The following is a 14,117-nucleotide window of genomic DNA, read 5'->3' on the forward strand; positions in this document are numbered from 1 at the left end:
TCATGTCCACCGCGAAAACCGCGCTCGTGACCGGATCTGCCGGCTTTATCGGATTTCACCTGTCGAAGCGCCTTCTCAACGAGGGCTACCGGGTCATCGGTTTCGACGCGATGAGCGACTATTACGACGTCGTTCTGAAGCAGCGCCGGCACGCGATCCTCGGCGAGCATGCAGCCTTTGAGCCGGTCATCGCGCATACCGAGGACGAGGGCCGACTGACCGAGCTCTGCGTCTCCGAGCGCCCCGAGATCATCGTTCATCTCGCGGCACAGGCTGGTGTGCGGTATTCGCTCGAGGCACCGAGGTCCTACGTTCAGTCCAACCTCGTCGGTGCGCTCGAACTGCTCGAGGCAGCCCGGGCGGCGCCGCCGAAGCACCTCCTGATGGCCTCGACCTCGTCGGTCTACGGCGCCAATACCGAGATGCCGTATCGCGAAACGGCGAAGGCCGACCACCAGATGTCGTTCTATGCGGCGACGAAGAAGGCCAACGAGGCGATGGCGCATTCCTACGCGCATCTCTACGGGCTGCCGATCACCATGTTCCGCTTCTTCACCGTGTACGGACCTTGGGGCCGGCCTGACATGGCCCTGTTCAAATTCGTCAAGGCGATCCTCGAGGGCCGCCCGATCGACATCTACAACCACGGCGACATGCGGCGCGATTTCACCTATATCGATGACCTGATCGAAGGTCTTGTCCGCCTGATCGGCCAGCCCCCGGTTCTGGGCGCACCGATCGAGGGCGACAGCCTGTCCCCGGTGGCACCCTGGCGGGTGCTGAACGTGGGACACGGCACGCCGGAACGGCTCGAGGATTTCGTGACCGCCATCGAGCAGGCTCTCGGGACGCCTGCCCTGCGCAATTACATGGATATGCAGCCCGGCGACGTTCCCGCAACCTGGGCAGACAACGCGCTGCTGACCCGTTTGACCGGTACCTTGCCCCGGACCCCTCTCGCGGATGGCGTCGCGGCTTTTGTCGATTGGTACAAATCCTATTACGCCTCCGCGACCTGAACGCGGCCAGGGCTTTCGCGCTCTGCCCATCAGCGCAGAGCAGTGACGGCCTTGGCATCGATTTCGCTGCCATCCGACAGGGTCAGCAGGGTTGCTTCACCCTCGCGGCGCACCTCAATCACCGGATTGTAGACCTGGGCGGGTTGGCGCGCGACTGTGGTGCCGCCGGACAGGCTCTCGACCTCGAAACTGTAGATCCCAGATGCCATCGGTGTGCCGCTGTCACGAACCCCTTGCCACGCGACGACCGGTTGCGACGGATCGAGCGACAGGCGCTGCACCACGGAACCCGCAGCATCGCGCACTACAAGCCGGGCAGCATCCGCCCCGGGCTCGAACTCCGGCCGCATCACGAGAGGTGCTCCGTCAAAGCGCACCGCCGCATCCGCCAGAACATCTCGCCCGATCCAGGAGCCAAGTTGCTGCAACGTGCCTCCGGTCATGGCCTGCGCAAGATCCCCAAGAAGGTCGTTGGTCAGTACTTGCTGCTCCACCGACGAAAAGGTCGCGAGCTGGGTGGCGTAGTCCGTCGAATCAACCGGGTTGAGCGGATCCTGATTCTGCATTTGCGTGGTCAGCATCTTCAGAAACGTCTCGAAATCGCTGCTCAGAACTGCCGCATTCTTGGTCTGTTCCTCGCCCGCCGAGCCGGTGGACTCGGCACGCCCGGTGGGGATGGCACCCGTTACCGCACTGCTTTGCATGATGATCTCCCTAAAGCCTCATGTCCAAACCATCGGAGGCCCGCGCGACCGGGTCCGACACCGCGGCCTCGGTTACCTGGCCACCGATGGGATCCGGCCCCTGCGCAGCGGACTCCCTTGACGAGCGCGATTGCGAACCGGGCCGTTCCTCACCGAAGCTGAAGCTCGCCGACCCATAGCCGAGATCGGACAGATGCCGGGCAAGCTGATCAACGTTGCGCCGCAGAAGATCCAGCGTTTCAGGCCGATCCGCAGTCACGCTCAGCATCAGTCCGGTCTCACCCTGGCCGATGCGGAACCGCAACTGGCCGAGTTCTTCCGGCCGGAGCTTCAGTTCAATGACCTGATCCTGGGCATCCACCGCGGCGGTCATCGCCTCGGCGGCCTGGCGCAGCACAGGAACGGCCGCCTCGCGGGCCACGACGCTCGTTGCGTGGCCGGGGGCCGAGGCCGACCCCGGAGCCGATCCGCTCGGCAGTGGTGCTGCGAAGAGCTCTTCTGAAAGCGGCTCCTCCAGATCAATCACGGGTGAAATGACCGAGATTGCAGGCCGTTCAACACTCGCACCAATGGCTGGCGATGGCAGTCCAGCCGACGCGGGGCTGGCCCCCATAGCCGGCTGGCCGGCGGCCACAAGCCCAGCACCCTGTCTCTGGTTCCGGCCCCGATGCCGGGTCTCGATCGATGACACGACCTCCCGCGGCTCGACCGGTCGCCCATCCGGACTTGCCGGCATGACGATGTTCTCGTTTCGGCCTGACAACGGCACGGCCTGGATCTCGGGCGCAAAAGAGGATGTCCGTCCCCCTTGCACAATCAAAGCCCCTGCGGAGGCGGTCTTGTCGGGCAGTCCTTGCGCAGACCGTGTGACGATACGCTCAGAAACGGCGCCATTCTGGCCGGTTTCCGATGACGCAAGACCTTCCCTTCTGAGTTCGTGACCGCCCTCTTGCGGCAGAGGAACCACCCCATCCTGTGCCGAGCCTTTCATCACCTGTGGCACGGGATGCGCTTCGGTTCGGGAGACCGCTGTTCTGCTTCGAAAGACCTCGACGGTGTCCGCCGGCTCCGTGGCCTCTTGATTTTGCTTCGGCGTGGCGCCGCCCCGCCCCCTGAACAAGACCGATGGAGCGTTTTCTGGCGCATTGCTTGCGAGCGGGCGGTCGGCGGGTTGTCCGGCCTGGACCGGGCGAGCGTCATGCGCGACAGCCACATCCGGCGCGCGGGGACCTTCGCTTGCACGCCCCTGTCGCGTCGGGATAACGCCCCGCTCAAGAGCGGATGATCCGTCCGGAGGCTGGACGCTTTGACGTGCATCGGAGGCCTGAACCGATACCTCGGGCAGAGGGGTTCCACGGCTCGGCACAGAGAATGCGCTGCGCTCGCTCTGTACACCGACCGGCAGCTTCGCGGACTCGACTTCTGGAGCGCGCGATCTCTGCATCCTGCCGTGCGTCGCAAGGTGATCTGCCTCAGCCTCATGCGCGAGTATGCGCTGTCGGGAGATCACCGCATCACCTCGCGTTTCCGGACGCGGCGTTTCGGGCATCTCAGGCCGCGCGCGCAAATCGAAGCGCTGCGCTGTCGGAGGTCTTGAGACGGGCAGCTCCCCCAAAGCCCTGATTGCACTATCTTTCGGGGGTACTTTCTGGCGGTTTTCGTCTGCGCGCTTCTCTGCCACCCCGAGCAACGGCGCATCTCGCGGCTGTGCCACACCGGGAGGCACATCTCCGGATGGCGGCTTGGCGGCCGCATTGACGCTTCGCTCTGCGCCCGCACCGCTTAGCAAGGGAGGCGCCACCGTCACCGCCCGCGCGCGCCCCCCATCCGGGTGCGGTATGGGAGCCCAGCCGGAGGAGCGTCCACGAAGATCCACCGCAGGGCTCAACACGTCTGCCTTGGAGCGGTTCTCCGTTCGGTCCGAAGCGGCGCGTAACGGCTTGCCCCGGGTCTCGGGGCCATTCGGACGTGTCTTTGGCTGTCGTGCCTCCGGCTTCGGCTTCTCCGTGTCAGCGCCGTCGGGCGGGGCATTGGCCGAGAGAACCAAGCGGGTCGTCCTTGCAGTGGCGGCTCTTTCACGCATTTCACCAGGCCCGACATCAAGAGCCGGGGGCAACGCCTTTGCCGGAGCGTCTGGTGCAGGCCAAGGCAGACGCGCCGGGCTGGGCGCACTGTCCAAGCGGCCAGATGCGGGGCCCAGCCCCCTGCCCTTGGTCGCGCGCGTCAACGGGCTGAGATGCTCGGGCAGAACCACCTTCGAGCTTTGGGACAGAGCCCGATCAGGTTCGGAACCGGGCATTCCCCTTGGTTCAGGCTTGAGCTGCGCTTCCGCCGTAGGAACCGCGCCCGGATGAGCGGGATAGACACCTCTCTGCCCGGGCCTATGCACGACAGTGTCCACTATCGAGCTCCGTCGGCTCGCTTCCGTCCTGCGAAGACCGGAGGCGCACACCCCGACCTCTTCCACCCGCGACGTCGGTTCCGCCTCGAACCGCTCACCCAGGCGCGGGCGCTGGGACTCGACAGAGCTGGGCCCAGCGCCGTTCGGCGGCAGGGCCTCTCGCCTCGTATCGCTTCGCGCCTGATCGATCCCCTTTGCCGTTTCGGCCTTTGTGAGACCCTCATCTGCGCCTCTTGGCGCGTCACGCCGGGCACCCGGGCGCAATGACATATCGGGCGCTGAAGGGGCAATCGGCCGCTCGCGCCTCGATCTCGAGGACTGGACCGCATCGATCTGTTCGCCCTCGGGCTCCGGGCCGACAGGTGACGTCGAAACGTGGGTCTTTGGCACCGAGATCGCGCTCGTCGGCAATATCGGGACCTCCTCAAGTGGCTTCGAGGCCATCCGCTCAGATTGCGCGGGCTCGGAAGGCACGGATGGCCGCGCTGTCTCCTCCGCAGACATCCCTGCCCTCGCACGTTTGCCCTCAGGCTCGGGGAGCATCTCCATCGCATCATCCCGCGACACCCCGGTCGATGCCTCCCCGCCATCGACCTGAAACCGGGGTCGACCGTCGCCGCGCCCGAGTTCCTGTCGGAGCACCGGAGCGGACACTGTTTCGCCCCTGCCCTCCACCAAGGCCTCATCGTCCGCGACCGGATCGATATCCGACATCTCAAGCGTCTGCTGCTGGCCATCGGATGGTGACAGCTTTGGCTCGTCCATGCTCTTCTCCGAGGTCTCTTCGCCCTCATCAGGCTCTGCGGAGTCCGGGGCCTCTTGGTCGAGCGAGGCGAACACATCGGCGAACGGCATCCCGCCCGCCTCCGGTCCTGTGTCATTCTCGCGAAGCGCCGTCGGCAGCGCGAGGTTCAGCAATCCTGACAGTGGCTTCAGCATGGTCGCTCCGGGAATTCTTCCGCTGGAGACGGTCTAACGCGATTTTCCTTACCGCTTCTTTACCGACTTCCGCGCACTCTGCCGTTCGTTAGCTCGAATTGGAGAGACTCATGGAGATTCACGGGCCACTTCCTCCTGATGGACGCACCTCCCTGCGCAACGCAGCGATGGCGCTCGAGGCCAGTTTCCTGACCGAGATGCTGCGCTCTGCAGGGCTCGGCAAGAGCCGCGACACCTTCGGAGGTGGTGTCGGCGAAGACCAGTTCGCCTCAATGCTCGCGCGCGAACACGCGCAGGCGCTGACAGAGGCCGGCGGGATCGGACTTGCCGAATCGATCTTTCAGGCCCTTGTCAGGCACACCGATGACTGACCCGGTGCCCGATCCATTCGATACGCTCGAGGCGCTCCTCATGCAGGAGCGCGACAGCCTGCTTGCCGGCGCTCTCGACGACATCGCCCCCTTGATGGAAGAAAAGATCGCTCTGATTTCACAGCTACGCCACGATCCCCCCGAGGATGCAGAGCGGGTGCAACGGCTTCATGCGACCATGGTCCGCAATCAGGCGCTTTTCGATCAGACGCTTGCGGGACTTCGCAACGCCGCGGAACGGGTCGGCAGCATGCGCCACCTGCGCCGGTCGATGGAGATCTACGACGCAACCGGGCGCCGGGCGACGATCGACATGCCGCCGGCGCAACAGGTCGAGCGCAGGGCATGACGAATTTGCATTGAATCCAAGAAACGTCAGATGGCGGTCTTAGCGCTTCATTAGCTTCCGTGACCCAATGTCTGGCCTGCATCCGGTTCGGATGGCGCAGGGGGCAATCAGCCCGGCCTGCACTCGTCAGAAAGACGTTCAGAACGCCGGCCTCCGGCACATCGAAATACGGTGCAAAGCGCCGTTTGATCCCAAGGACGAACATCCATGTCTAGCATTCTGACGAACAACGGCGCCATGGTGGCGCTCCAGACCCTGAAATCCATCAACTCGAGCCTCGCCACCACCCAGGGCGAAATTTCCACCGGCAAGCGCGTTGCCGACGCCAAGGACAATGCCGCCGTCTGGGCCATCTCCAAGGTGATGGAAGCCGACGTGAAGGGCTTCAAAGGCATCTCCGACAGCCTCAACCTCGGCGAGTCCACCGTCGCGGTGGCACGCTCCGCGTCGGAAACGGTCACTGACCTGCTGACCGACATCAAGGGCAAGATCGTCGCCGCGCAGGAGGAAAACGTCGACCGCGCCAAGATCCAGACGGATATCGACGCACTGCGCGACCAAATCGACGCGGTGGTGGGCGCGGCCCAGTTCAACGGTCTGAACCTGCTGTCGAACACCGATTCGACCGCCGACTCCGGCAACATCAACGTCCTTGCGTCGCTCGACCGTTCGGGCACCGGCGTTGCCGCCTCTGATATCGCTGTCGCGAAGCAGGATCTGGGGACCGGCGCAGCCTCCACCGCCACCGTGAACCTGGACGTCTCGGTGAACACGACCGGTGTGGCAAGCGGTGCCACGGCCGAATACGTCACCTTCGACGGGGTCGGCGCAGACGACGAGCTGGTCGCCGGCGCGAACTTCAAGGTGACCGGTAGCAGCAACTTCGCAGGCGATGTCTCTGCCGATGCGTTCGATTTCTCGGCAGATGTCGAGTACGTTGCCCGGGACGGCGACACCCTTGCCGACGTCACCTCGGCGATGGTCGAGCGCCTGAACTTCCAGGCCGCTTCGGATGGTCTGGAAATCACCTTCTCGGTCAACGGGACCAATGCAGGCCAGATCGACTTCACCAACAACTACGACGAAGCGATCTCTGACGACAACAGCGTGGTGGAGCAATCCGACATCGCCGACATTGCGACACTGGAAGCCGAAGCCGACGGAACCATCGGTGGCGGCCTGGAACTGCTGGCTGAATTCGACGTCACAACCGACGACGGTACCGACGCAGCTCTCGATAGCATCGAGGGCCTGCTTCAGACGGCCATCGACTCCGCCTCGGCCTTCGGTTCCGTTCAGGGCCGGATCGAGACCCAGACCGATTTCATCTCGAGCCTGATCGACTCGCTGAAATCCGGCATCGGCACGCTTGTCGACGCCGACATGGAGGAGGCTTCGGCCCGGCTTCAGGCGCTTCAGGTGCAGCAGCAGCTTGGTGTTCAGGCGCTCTCCATCGCCAACCAGGCCCCACAGTCGCTGCTCTCGCTCTTCCAGTAAGGCAGAACCTCGGGGACCGGTTCGTCCGGTCCCTGAACCGCTAGCAAACCGCTTCATCCGAAACACAGTCGGAAGGTTCCGCCGTGAACGCGCAGATCATGGCGCAGCGCGCCTATACCCAACCAACAACCAGCACACGGACAGACCGGGCCATCGAGTATGACCTGCTCGCGCGTGTGACTCACCGCATCAAATCCGCTGCCGAGGCTGGACCCAAAGCCTATCCGAGGCTTGTGCGGGCCCTCTATGACAACCGCCGCCTCTGGACAGCACTGGCCGTCGATGTGGCCAGCACCGAGAACGCTCTGCCTCAGGAGTTGCGGGCGCAGATCTTCTACCTCGCGGAATTCGTGCAGCTGCATACCGGCAAGGTTCTCGCCCGCAAGGCACGGCTCGCCCCCCTGCTTGAAGTCAATGCCGCCATCCTGCGGGGCCTCGGCGGCCAGAGGCCAGGCCGATGAGCGGCCTGGTTCTCAAGCTCGGCCCGCGGGAGCGGGTCCTGATCAACGGCGCGGTGATCGAGAATGGAGATCGCCGCAGCCGGCTTTCGATCGTGACGCCCAAGGCCAATATCCTGCGCTTGCGCGATGCGATCCATCCCGAGGAAGCAAGAACACCGGTCCGCCGCCTCTGCTACATGACCCAATTGATCCTGACCGGTGATATCGACCCGGATGAGGCCCAGCGGCAACTGATCCGTGGGATAGAGGAACTCAGCCGCATTCTCACCGATCCCGACAGCCGCGAGCTTCTGACCAAAGCAACAACAAGCTTGCTGGACGCACAGTATTATCAATCTCTCAAGGCGCTTCGAAGCCTGATCCCAAGAGAAGACCGGCTGCTCGCCGCGCGGCAGCAATGACCTATACCCCCATGATCGGAGGTCCAGGGCTGGTCGGGTGGCAGATCCTGCAAAATACGATGGACACGCAGCGGACGGCCTTCAACAAGACCCCGGAGATCACCCGCGAAGCCGCCTACTTCACCGAGACCATCGGCAGCATCGGCTCTGCGGAGGAGCTTGTCGGCAATCGGCGCCTGCTCAGCGTCGCGCTCACCGCCTTTGGCATGGAGGATGAACTCGACAGCAAGTATCTGGTGCGCCGCCTCATTGAAGAAGGGACCAAGGATGACGAGGCGCTTGCGAACAAGCTGAACGACAGCCGCTTCGTGGCCCTTGCCGATGCCTTCGATTTCGAACCCGTGATCACGCGCAAAACCCAGGAAGAGGGTTTTGCAGAGACGGTGCTCGTCCGCTACGAGGAACGCATTCGCGCCAACCTGGCGCAGACCCTGACCGAACCGGACTACGTGGCCGATCCCGACTATGCCGCGCTTTTTGCCGCGCAGGTCGAGGAGAATCTGGAAATCTCGCGCGCCTACTTCACCGAGAATATCGGCCGCATCACCTCAGCCGAAGAGTTGCTGCTCGATCCGGAGCTCAGGCAGGTTGCAACAACCGCGTTCGACCTTGGCGACCGCGCTCGGAGCACGACGCTGCTGCGCCGGGCCCTCGAAGAGGACCCCGCCGAAGCGACGGCCTTGTCCAACGTTCTGAATGACAGGAATCTCCGCGCCTTTTCGATGGCCTTCGCATTCTACGAGACCGAAACCAGCACAGTGCTTCAGACCGAGGGGTTTGCCTCGAACATCACCGAACAGTTCCGCTGGCAACGCTTCGAAGACGCTGTGAGTGATGTTAATGAGGCGATCGGCGCGGCTCTGAAGTTCCAGCGCTCCCTGCCCGAGCTTGCGGCCAATGACCTTAGCGAGACCGCCAAGTGGTACAATGTTCTTGGCAGCACCATGATGCGCGAGGTTTTCGAAACCGCGCTCTCCCTGCCGGACGGTTTCAGCCAGATCGATCTCGACAAACAGGTCGAGGTCATCTCTGACAGGGCACGACAGCGCTTTGGAATCGAAACCTTCTCGGACCTGCAGGACCCCAAGACCCTGAACGGGATCATCCAGAGCTATCTTCTGCAGGACCAGATCTCGCAAAGCGGCGCTTTCGGCTCGCAACAGATCGCCCTTACCCTGCTCAGCACCATTCGCTACGATCGCGACAGAGCCTAAGACCGTCAGCCAGCGCCCGACAGGCGCCTCCTTTGTTGAGGCGGCCTGACACCAGAGCGACGCAGGATCAACCGAAGCTGATTGAACGCCGCGTGTGGCCCATGAGGTGCTGCCTCGGAGAAGAAGGTATCGAGGTCGGGCCAGGCTCTGATGGCCTGATCGAGCAGCGGATCCTCGCCCTCGCGGTAAAGCCCCGCACGGATCATCGTCTCGGATCGCGCATAGGCCCCAAGCAGGTGTCTGGCCTGAAGCAGGACGTCGTTCTCCTCCTCGGTTGCCGCCTCGGGGAGGCTGCGCGACACCGACCGCAAGACATTGATCGCCGGAAACCGGCCCCGTTCCGCGATCTCGCGGCTGAGAACGACGTGGCCATCGAGCACGCCACGCAGAATATCGGCGATCGGCTCCTCCATGTCGGACCCCGCGACGAGAACGCTGAAGATCGCGGTGATGTCGCCAGACCCGGCCAACCCGGGACCAGCCCGCTCAGCCAGACGCATGATCTGATTGGCGGTTGAGGGCGGGAAGCCGCGCAGCGCGGGCATCTCGCCGGCGGCGACCGCGACCTCGCGATGCGCCTCGGCAAAGCGGGTGATCGAATCGGCAAGAAAGAGAACCTGTCGGCCAGTGTCGCGAAAATGCTCTGCCACGGTCATCGCGGCAAGCGCGCAGCGCCGCCGTTCGAGCGGCGAACGATCCGAGCTTGCCGCGATGACCACGCTGCGCGCCATCCCTTCTGGCCCGAGAACATCATGCACGAAATCATGCACCTCGCGCCCCCGCTCTCCGATCAGCGCCAGCACGACGACATCCGCCTCGACGCCGCGCGCGAGCGAGGCCAGGAGCCGTGACTTGCCCACGCCGGACCCTGCAAACAGCCCCACGCGCTGCCCCCGCACGATCGGCAGAAAGGTGTCGAACGCGGCGAGCCCGCTGCGCAAGCGCCCTCCGAGACCGCGCCGCTGCGCCGCCGGGGGCGGGCTGGCCCGAAACGGTCTCCGGAGCGACCCGGACGACAGCGACCGACCGTCGAGCGGCTGCCCGTAAGGGTCGATCACCCGCCCGACCCAATCATTTGAAGGCGCCAGAACCGGCGGCCCGAGCACCGCAACGCGATCGTCCTGAGACACGCCCTCCGGCCCCTCGTCGGGCAGCATCGCGACGAGGTCGTCACGAATGCGCAGCACCTCTCCTCCGAGTTCACCGTCAGCGTGATAGAGCCGCAGGCGATCGCCGATGCAGGCAAGGTGCGCAAGCCCGCGGACCCAGATGACCGTTCCGTCGACCGAGCGAACCCGCCCGACCGCGCGGGCCGGGCGGATCTGCGTGATCTGCGCCAGCAGACCGTCGAGTTCGAGTTTCTCCATCAGGCGCCCCCTTCAGCGGTCTCAAACCATTTCTAAAGGAATCAGCCTTAAGCCTTGGTTGAAACCAATCGAGGGAGAAGCCCCGATGTTCCAGAACCTGAACGTCTTCCAGACGGCGATGGCGCTTGCGAAGCATTCCGGCCTTCGGCAGGCCCTCAGTGCGCAGAATATCGCCAATGCCGATACACCTGGATATCACGCACTCGATATCCCGGATTTCGAAGCCACCCTCCGCGGGTCCGAGGGTTCCCAACGCGCCACCCGGGACAAGCACTTGCACGGGCTGCGCCAGGATCACCTGCCAGAGCCGACCCTGCGCCGGGCAAGCGTCGATCCGAACGGAAACTCAGTCTCTATCGAAGGGGAAATGGTGACGGCTGTCGCGGCGTCCCGCGGACATGGTCGCGCGCTGTCGATCTACCGATCAAGCCTCAACATCCTTCGCACGAGCCTCGGGCGCTAGACACGGAGTGGATGAATGAGTGCCTTTTCCGATGCCCTGTCGGTCTCTTCCAGCGGGCTGCGCGCCCAGGCCGACCGCCTGCGCGTGGTGTCCGAGAACATCGCCAATGTCGACACGCCCGGTTACCGCCGCAAGACCCTGCCGTTCGAACTTGGAGAGGGCAGTGACGGCGTCCGGGAAGTGCAGGCCGGCGATACGCGGCTCGACCGCAGCGATCTGGAACGGATCTGGGATCCTCATCACCCCCTCGCCGATCCTGCCGGCTTCTACGACGGGACCAATGTCGATCTGATCGTGGAGCTGGCCGACGCCCGCGAGGCGCAGCGCAGCTACGAAGCCAACCTGAAAATGTTCGAACAAACGCGGCAGATGTCCAGCAGTCTGATGGATCTGCTGCGCCGTGGATAGAGCCTAACACTGCGTGAAAGGAGACCAGAATGGACGTCCGATCGCTTTTTGCTGCGCAGAAGTATGCGGCACAGCGCCCCGCAACAGAGCCGCAGCCCAATGCCGACAGCGCCGCCGCACGGCTGAGAGGCGCCGCAGAGGATTTCGCCACGACGCTGAACGAGGCCGAGACCACGGCGACGGCGGCCATGACCGGGGATGCCGACCCGCATGCGCTGGTTCAGGCGCTGGCCCAGTCCGAACTCGCGGTCGAGACGGTCGTCGCGCTTCGAAACAAGGTCGTCGAAGCCTACCAGGAAATTCTGCGGATGCCGGTCTGAACCATGCTGAGCGAAACCATCTTCTATGACACGCTCAGGCAGGGCCTCTGGGTCGCAACCATCACCTCGGTGCCGATCCTGACCGCAGCGCTGCTCGCGGGCGTGGGCGTGGGCCTGTTTCAGGCGCTGACCTCCGTGCAGGAGATGACGCTGACTTTCGTCCCGAAGCTGCTCGCCATCGTGGTGGTGTTCTGGATGTCGATGAGCTTCATGTCCGAAACCCTGGTCGGCTTCTTTCAGGGCCGCATCATTCCCGTCATCACCGGGGGCTGACATGGGCATCACCGACTACACAACCTTGTCCCGGCAGCAGGGCCTCATGCGCGAGATGCGGATGGTGGCGAACAACATCGCCAACATGGCGACGACCGGCTACCGCCAGCAGGGCGTGGTGTTCTCCGAATACGTTCGCCAGACCGACCGGGATGGCAGCGTCGCCATGACCGCGAGCCACGTCCGAAACACCTCCTTCGCGCAGGGCAGCCTGACCCGCACCGGCGGGCAGCTGGACCTCGCCATTGAGGGCGAGGGCTTTTTCCTCGTCCAGACCCCGGCCGGCGAGCGCCTGACCCGAGCGGGCAATTTCGCCAGCAGCTCCGCCGGCGATCTCGTCACGCAGGACGGGCATCTGGTGCTCGACTCCGGTGGTGCACCGGTCTTCATCCCGCCGGACGCGACAGATCTTGCCATCGGTCAGGATGGCACGCTCAGCAGCAACGGCGCTCCGATTGGCCAGATCGGTATCGTGCAACCGCTCGATCCCGGGGCGCTGGTCCGCGAGGGTGGTGTGCTGTTCCGCGCCGAGGCCGGATACGACCCCGCAGAGGCCCCCCGCGTGCGACAGGGCTTTGTCGAAAGCGCGAATGTCGATCCGATCCTGCAGATCGCCCGCATGATCGAGGTCCAACGCGCCTACGAGATGGGCCAGAATTTCCTGCAGCGCGAGGATGAACGCGTCCGCGCAGCCATCAAGTCCATGATCACATGAGGAGAGCGTCATGCGTGCCCTGAAAATCGCCGCGACCGGCATGAGCGCCCAGCAAATGCGGGTCGAGGTCATTTCGAACAACCTCTCGAACATGAGCACGACCGGCTACAATGCCCGCCGGGCCGAGTTCGCCGATCTGCATTATCAACAGGTCGCCCGCGCCGGGACGGTCAGCGCCGCCGACGGGACCATGCTGCCGACCGGCGTGCAGCTGGGGCTGGGGGCACGGCCGGCTGCGGTCACGATGAAGCTTGCACAGGGGGCCTTGTCCCAGACCGGCGGAGATCTGGACCTGGCCATCGAGGGCCGCGGCTATTTCGAGGTGACCCTGCCCTCGGACCTTGCAGGCTACACCCGCGACGGGGCGCTCAAGCGCGATGGCGAGGGGCTTATCGTCACCTCCGACGGGCTTCCCGTCGCGCCGGAGATCGTTATCCCCGACGACGCCACCAGCCTGTCGATCAATGCCGAGGGGGAGATCTATGCCTATTTCAACGACGCCGTCGAAGCCCAGCTTCTGGGTCAGCTCACCCTTGTCGGCTTCACCAATCCCAAGGGGCTTGAGGCCATCGGCGGCAATCTCTTCACCGAGACCGAAGCCTCCGGCCCGCCGATCCAGACCACCGCGGGACAGGACGGGCTCGGCACGTTCCGGCACGGCTATCTCGAGGACAGCTCGGTCGATCCCGTCTACGAGATCACCGAACTGATCGAAGCGCAGCGCGGCTACGAGCTCAATTCCAAGGTCATCTCCGCCGCTGACCAGATGCTCGGCGCAACGGTTCAGGTGCGCTGATGCGATTGGCGCTGCTCCTCGGTCTTGCCGCGGCGGCTGCCGATGCTCAGACCGTGGTCGCGACCCGCACGGTGCGCGCTCAGGATATCGTGCCGGCGGATGCGGTCCGGCTGGAGTCAGCAGATGTCCCCGGCGCACATGTCGTCCTTGAAGATGTCATCGGGCAAGAGGCGCGGGTCACGCTCTATCCCGGGCGTGCCGTGATGCGGGGCGCGGTTGGCGCCCCGGCGCTGGTCGAGCGCAACCAGATCGTCGAGCTGATCTTTGCCCGCAACGGGCTTCACATCGTGACCGAGGGTCGCGCTCTCGACCGGGCCGGTGCCGGCGAACGGGTTCGGGTGATGAACCTGTCCTCGAGAAGCACGCTGTTCGGAACGGTCACCGCCTCCGGGACCGTGAGCGTTTTGGGAGACTGAGCA

17 protein-coding genes are annotated in these 14,117 nt (G+C 64.4%); 14 read left to right on the forward strand and 3 right to left on the reverse strand.

Translation table 11 applies throughout. The annotated features are described in order from the left end of the window. Positions 1–2 precede the first annotated feature (2 nt). Positions 3–1,019, forward strand: a complete 1,017-nt coding sequence (locus tag R2601_RS06680; RefSeq protein WP_007795503.1) for an NAD-dependent epimerase/dehydratase family protein — start codon at positions 3–5, stop codon at positions 1,017–1,019. A gap of 29 nt (positions 1,020–1,048) precedes the next feature. On the opposite strand, the gene R2601_RS06685 is transcribed toward R2601_RS06680, so the two are convergent. Both R2601_RS06685 and R2601_RS27140 read right to left on the reverse strand, forming a co-directional pair. After that, positions 1,049–1,723: a flagellar hook capping FlgD N-terminal domain-containing protein gene (locus tag R2601_RS06685; protein WP_007795505.1), complete on the reverse strand. Its 675-nt coding sequence runs from the start codon at positions 1,721–1,723 to the stop codon at positions 1,049–1,051. A 10-nt stretch (positions 1,724–1,733) separates the two neighbouring features. After that, on the reverse strand, positions 1,734–2,249 hold the full coding sequence (locus tag R2601_RS27140) for a flagellar hook-length control protein FliK (RefSeq protein ID WP_217626363.1): 516 nt from the start codon (positions 2,247–2,249) through the stop codon (positions 1,734–1,736). 2,924 nt (positions 2,250–5,173) lie between these two features. Here R2601_RS27140 and R2601_RS06695 point away from each other — a divergent pair. The 6 genes from R2601_RS06695 (at position 5,174) to R2601_RS06720 (ending at position 9,356) form a co-directional block, all read left to right on the forward strand. After that, the gene (locus R2601_RS06695) at positions 5,174–5,434 is read left to right on the forward strand and encodes a rod-binding protein (RefSeq protein ID WP_040544432.1); all 261 of its coding nucleotides are present in this window, start codon (positions 5,174–5,176) and stop codon (positions 5,432–5,434) included. 40 nt (positions 5,435–5,474) lie between these two features. After that, a complete protein-coding gene (locus tag R2601_RS06700) occupies positions 5,475–5,783 on the forward strand; it encodes a flagellar protein FlgN (protein ID WP_254656039.1) in 309 nt (102 codons plus the stop codon). Between the two features lie 207 nt (positions 5,784–5,990). After that, positions 5,991–7,280 carry a flagellin N-terminal helical domain-containing protein gene (locus tag R2601_RS06705; protein ID WP_007795519.1) on the forward strand — a complete coding sequence of 430 codons (1,290 nt, stop codon included), beginning with the start codon at positions 5,991–5,993 and terminating at the stop codon, positions 7,278–7,280. Positions 7,281–7,363: 83 nt separating this feature from the next. Beyond that, entirely contained in the window at positions 7,364–7,741 is a 378-nt protein-coding gene (gene flaF / locus R2601_RS06710) for a flagellar biosynthesis regulator FlaF (protein WP_007795522.1), read from the forward strand. Then, positions 7,738–8,142, forward strand: a complete 405-nt coding sequence (gene flbT, locus R2601_RS06715; RefSeq protein WP_007795525.1) for a flagellar biosynthesis repressor FlbT — start codon at positions 7,738–7,740, stop codon at positions 8,140–8,142. Before flaF ends, flbT begins: the two co-directional genes overlap by 4 nt. Further along, the gene (locus R2601_RS06720) at positions 8,139–9,356 is read left to right on the forward strand and encodes a DUF1217 domain-containing protein (protein WP_007795530.1); all 1,218 of its coding nucleotides are present in this window, start codon (positions 8,139–8,141) and stop codon (positions 9,354–9,356) included. Before flbT ends, R2601_RS06720 begins: the two co-directional genes overlap by 4 nt. Positions 9,357–9,361: 5 nt before the next feature. Here R2601_RS06720 and R2601_RS06725 read toward each other — a convergent pair whose 3' ends face one another. Beyond that, on the reverse strand, positions 9,362–10,723 hold the full coding sequence (locus R2601_RS06725; RefSeq protein ID WP_007795533.1) for a FliI/YscN family ATPase: 1,362 nt from the start codon (positions 10,721–10,723) through the stop codon (positions 9,362–9,364). Positions 10,724–10,808: 85 nt separating this feature from the next. Here R2601_RS06725 and R2601_RS06730 point away from each other — a divergent pair, with 85 nt between their 5' ends. From R2601_RS06730 to flgA, 7 genes are read left to right on the forward strand one after another with little or no spacing between them, the layout of a single operon-like run. Beyond that, the gene (locus R2601_RS06730; RefSeq protein WP_007795537.1) at positions 10,809–11,186 is read left to right on the forward strand and encodes a FlgB family protein; all 378 of its coding nucleotides are present in this window, start codon (positions 10,809–10,811) and stop codon (positions 11,184–11,186) included. Positions 11,187–11,201: 15 nt separating this feature from the next. Further along, entirely contained in the window at positions 11,202–11,594 is a 393-nt protein-coding gene (gene flgC / locus R2601_RS06735; protein WP_007795538.1) for a flagellar basal body rod protein FlgC, read from the forward strand. A gap of 29 nt (positions 11,595–11,623) precedes the next feature. Further along, complete coding sequence (gene fliE, locus R2601_RS06740; protein ID WP_007795541.1) at positions 11,624–11,914, forward strand: flagellar hook-basal body complex protein FliE; 291 nt, start codon at positions 11,624–11,626, stop codon at positions 11,912–11,914. Between the two features lie 3 nt (positions 11,915–11,917). Next, positions 11,918–12,187 carry a flagellar biosynthetic protein FliQ gene (locus R2601_RS06745; protein ID WP_007795543.1) on the forward strand — a complete coding sequence of 90 codons (270 nt, stop codon included), beginning with the start codon at positions 11,918–11,920 and terminating at the stop codon, positions 12,185–12,187. Position 12,188: 1 nt separating this feature from the next. Then, positions 12,189–12,902 (forward strand): flagellar hook-basal body complex protein, encoded by a 714-nt coding sequence (locus R2601_RS06750; protein ID WP_007795546.1) that lies wholly within the window; start codon positions 12,189–12,191, stop codon positions 12,900–12,902. 10 nt (positions 12,903–12,912) lie between these two features. Then, positions 12,913–13,698: a flagellar basal-body rod protein FlgG gene (flgG, locus tag R2601_RS06755; RefSeq protein WP_007795548.1), complete on the forward strand. Its 786-nt coding sequence runs from the start codon at positions 12,913–12,915 to the stop codon at positions 13,696–13,698. Further along, positions 13,698–14,114 (forward strand): flagellar basal body P-ring formation chaperone FlgA, encoded by a 417-nt coding sequence (gene flgA / locus R2601_RS06760; protein ID WP_007795551.1) that lies wholly within the window; start codon positions 13,698–13,700, stop codon positions 14,112–14,114. The genes flgG and flgA overlap by 1 nt, the downstream gene beginning before the upstream one ends. Positions 14,115–14,117: the final 3 nt, after the last annotated feature.

Origin of the sequence: Salipiger bermudensis HTCC2601 (assembly GCF_000153725.1) — a bacterium.
Taxonomy (GTDB): domain Bacteria; phylum Pseudomonadota; class Alphaproteobacteria; order Rhodobacterales; family Rhodobacteraceae; genus Salipiger; species Salipiger bermudensis.

What these genes read in the sequence shown, in the direction of transcription:
- fliE (WP_007795541.1), top strand. Translation starts at nt 11,624, where the DNA reads ATGGACGTCCGATCGCTTTTTGCTGCGCAGAAGTATGCGGCACAGCGC.
- R2601_RS06680 (WP_007795503.1), top strand. Translation starts at nt 3, where the DNA reads ATGTCCACCGCGAAAACCGCGCTCGTGACCGGATCTGCCGGCTTTATC.
- flgG (WP_007795548.1), top strand. Translation starts at nt 12,913, where the DNA reads ATGCGTGCCCTGAAAATCGCCGCGACCGGCATGAGCGCCCAGCAAATG.
- R2601_RS06705 (WP_007795519.1), top strand. Translation starts at nt 5,991, where the DNA reads ATGTCTAGCATTCTGACGAACAACGGCGCCATGGTGGCGCTCCAGACC.
- R2601_RS06700 (WP_254656039.1), top strand. Translation starts at nt 5,475, where the DNA reads ATGCAGGAGCGCGACAGCCTGCTTGCCGGCGCTCTCGACGACATCGCC.
- R2601_RS06725 (WP_007795533.1), bottom strand. Translation starts at nt 10,723, where the DNA reads ATGGAGAAACTCGAACTCGACGGTCTGCTGGCGCAGATCACGCAGATC.
- R2601_RS06720 (WP_007795530.1), top strand. Translation starts at nt 8,139, where the DNA reads ATGACCTATACCCCCATGATCGGAGGTCCAGGGCTGGTCGGGTGGCAG.
- R2601_RS06685 (WP_007795505.1), bottom strand. Translation starts at nt 1,723, where the DNA reads ATGCAAAGCAGTGCGGTAACGGGTGCCATCCCCACCGGGCGTGCCGAG.
- R2601_RS06695 (WP_040544432.1), top strand. Translation starts at nt 5,174, where the DNA reads ATGGAGATTCACGGGCCACTTCCTCCTGATGGACGCACCTCCCTGCGC.
- flgC (WP_007795538.1), top strand. Translation starts at nt 11,202, where the DNA reads ATGAGTGCCTTTTCCGATGCCCTGTCGGTCTCTTCCAGCGGGCTGCGC.
- flbT (WP_007795525.1), top strand. Translation starts at nt 7,738, where the DNA reads ATGAGCGGCCTGGTTCTCAAGCTCGGCCCGCGGGAGCGGGTCCTGATC.
- flgA (WP_007795551.1), top strand. Translation starts at nt 13,698, where the DNA reads ATGCGATTGGCGCTGCTCCTCGGTCTTGCCGCGGCGGCTGCCGATGCT.
- R2601_RS06750 (WP_007795546.1), top strand. Translation starts at nt 12,189, where the DNA reads ATGGGCATCACCGACTACACAACCTTGTCCCGGCAGCAGGGCCTCATG.
- R2601_RS06730 (WP_007795537.1), top strand. Translation starts at nt 10,809, where the DNA reads ATGTTCCAGAACCTGAACGTCTTCCAGACGGCGATGGCGCTTGCGAAG.
- R2601_RS06745 (WP_007795543.1), top strand. Translation starts at nt 11,918, where the DNA reads ATGCTGAGCGAAACCATCTTCTATGACACGCTCAGGCAGGGCCTCTGG.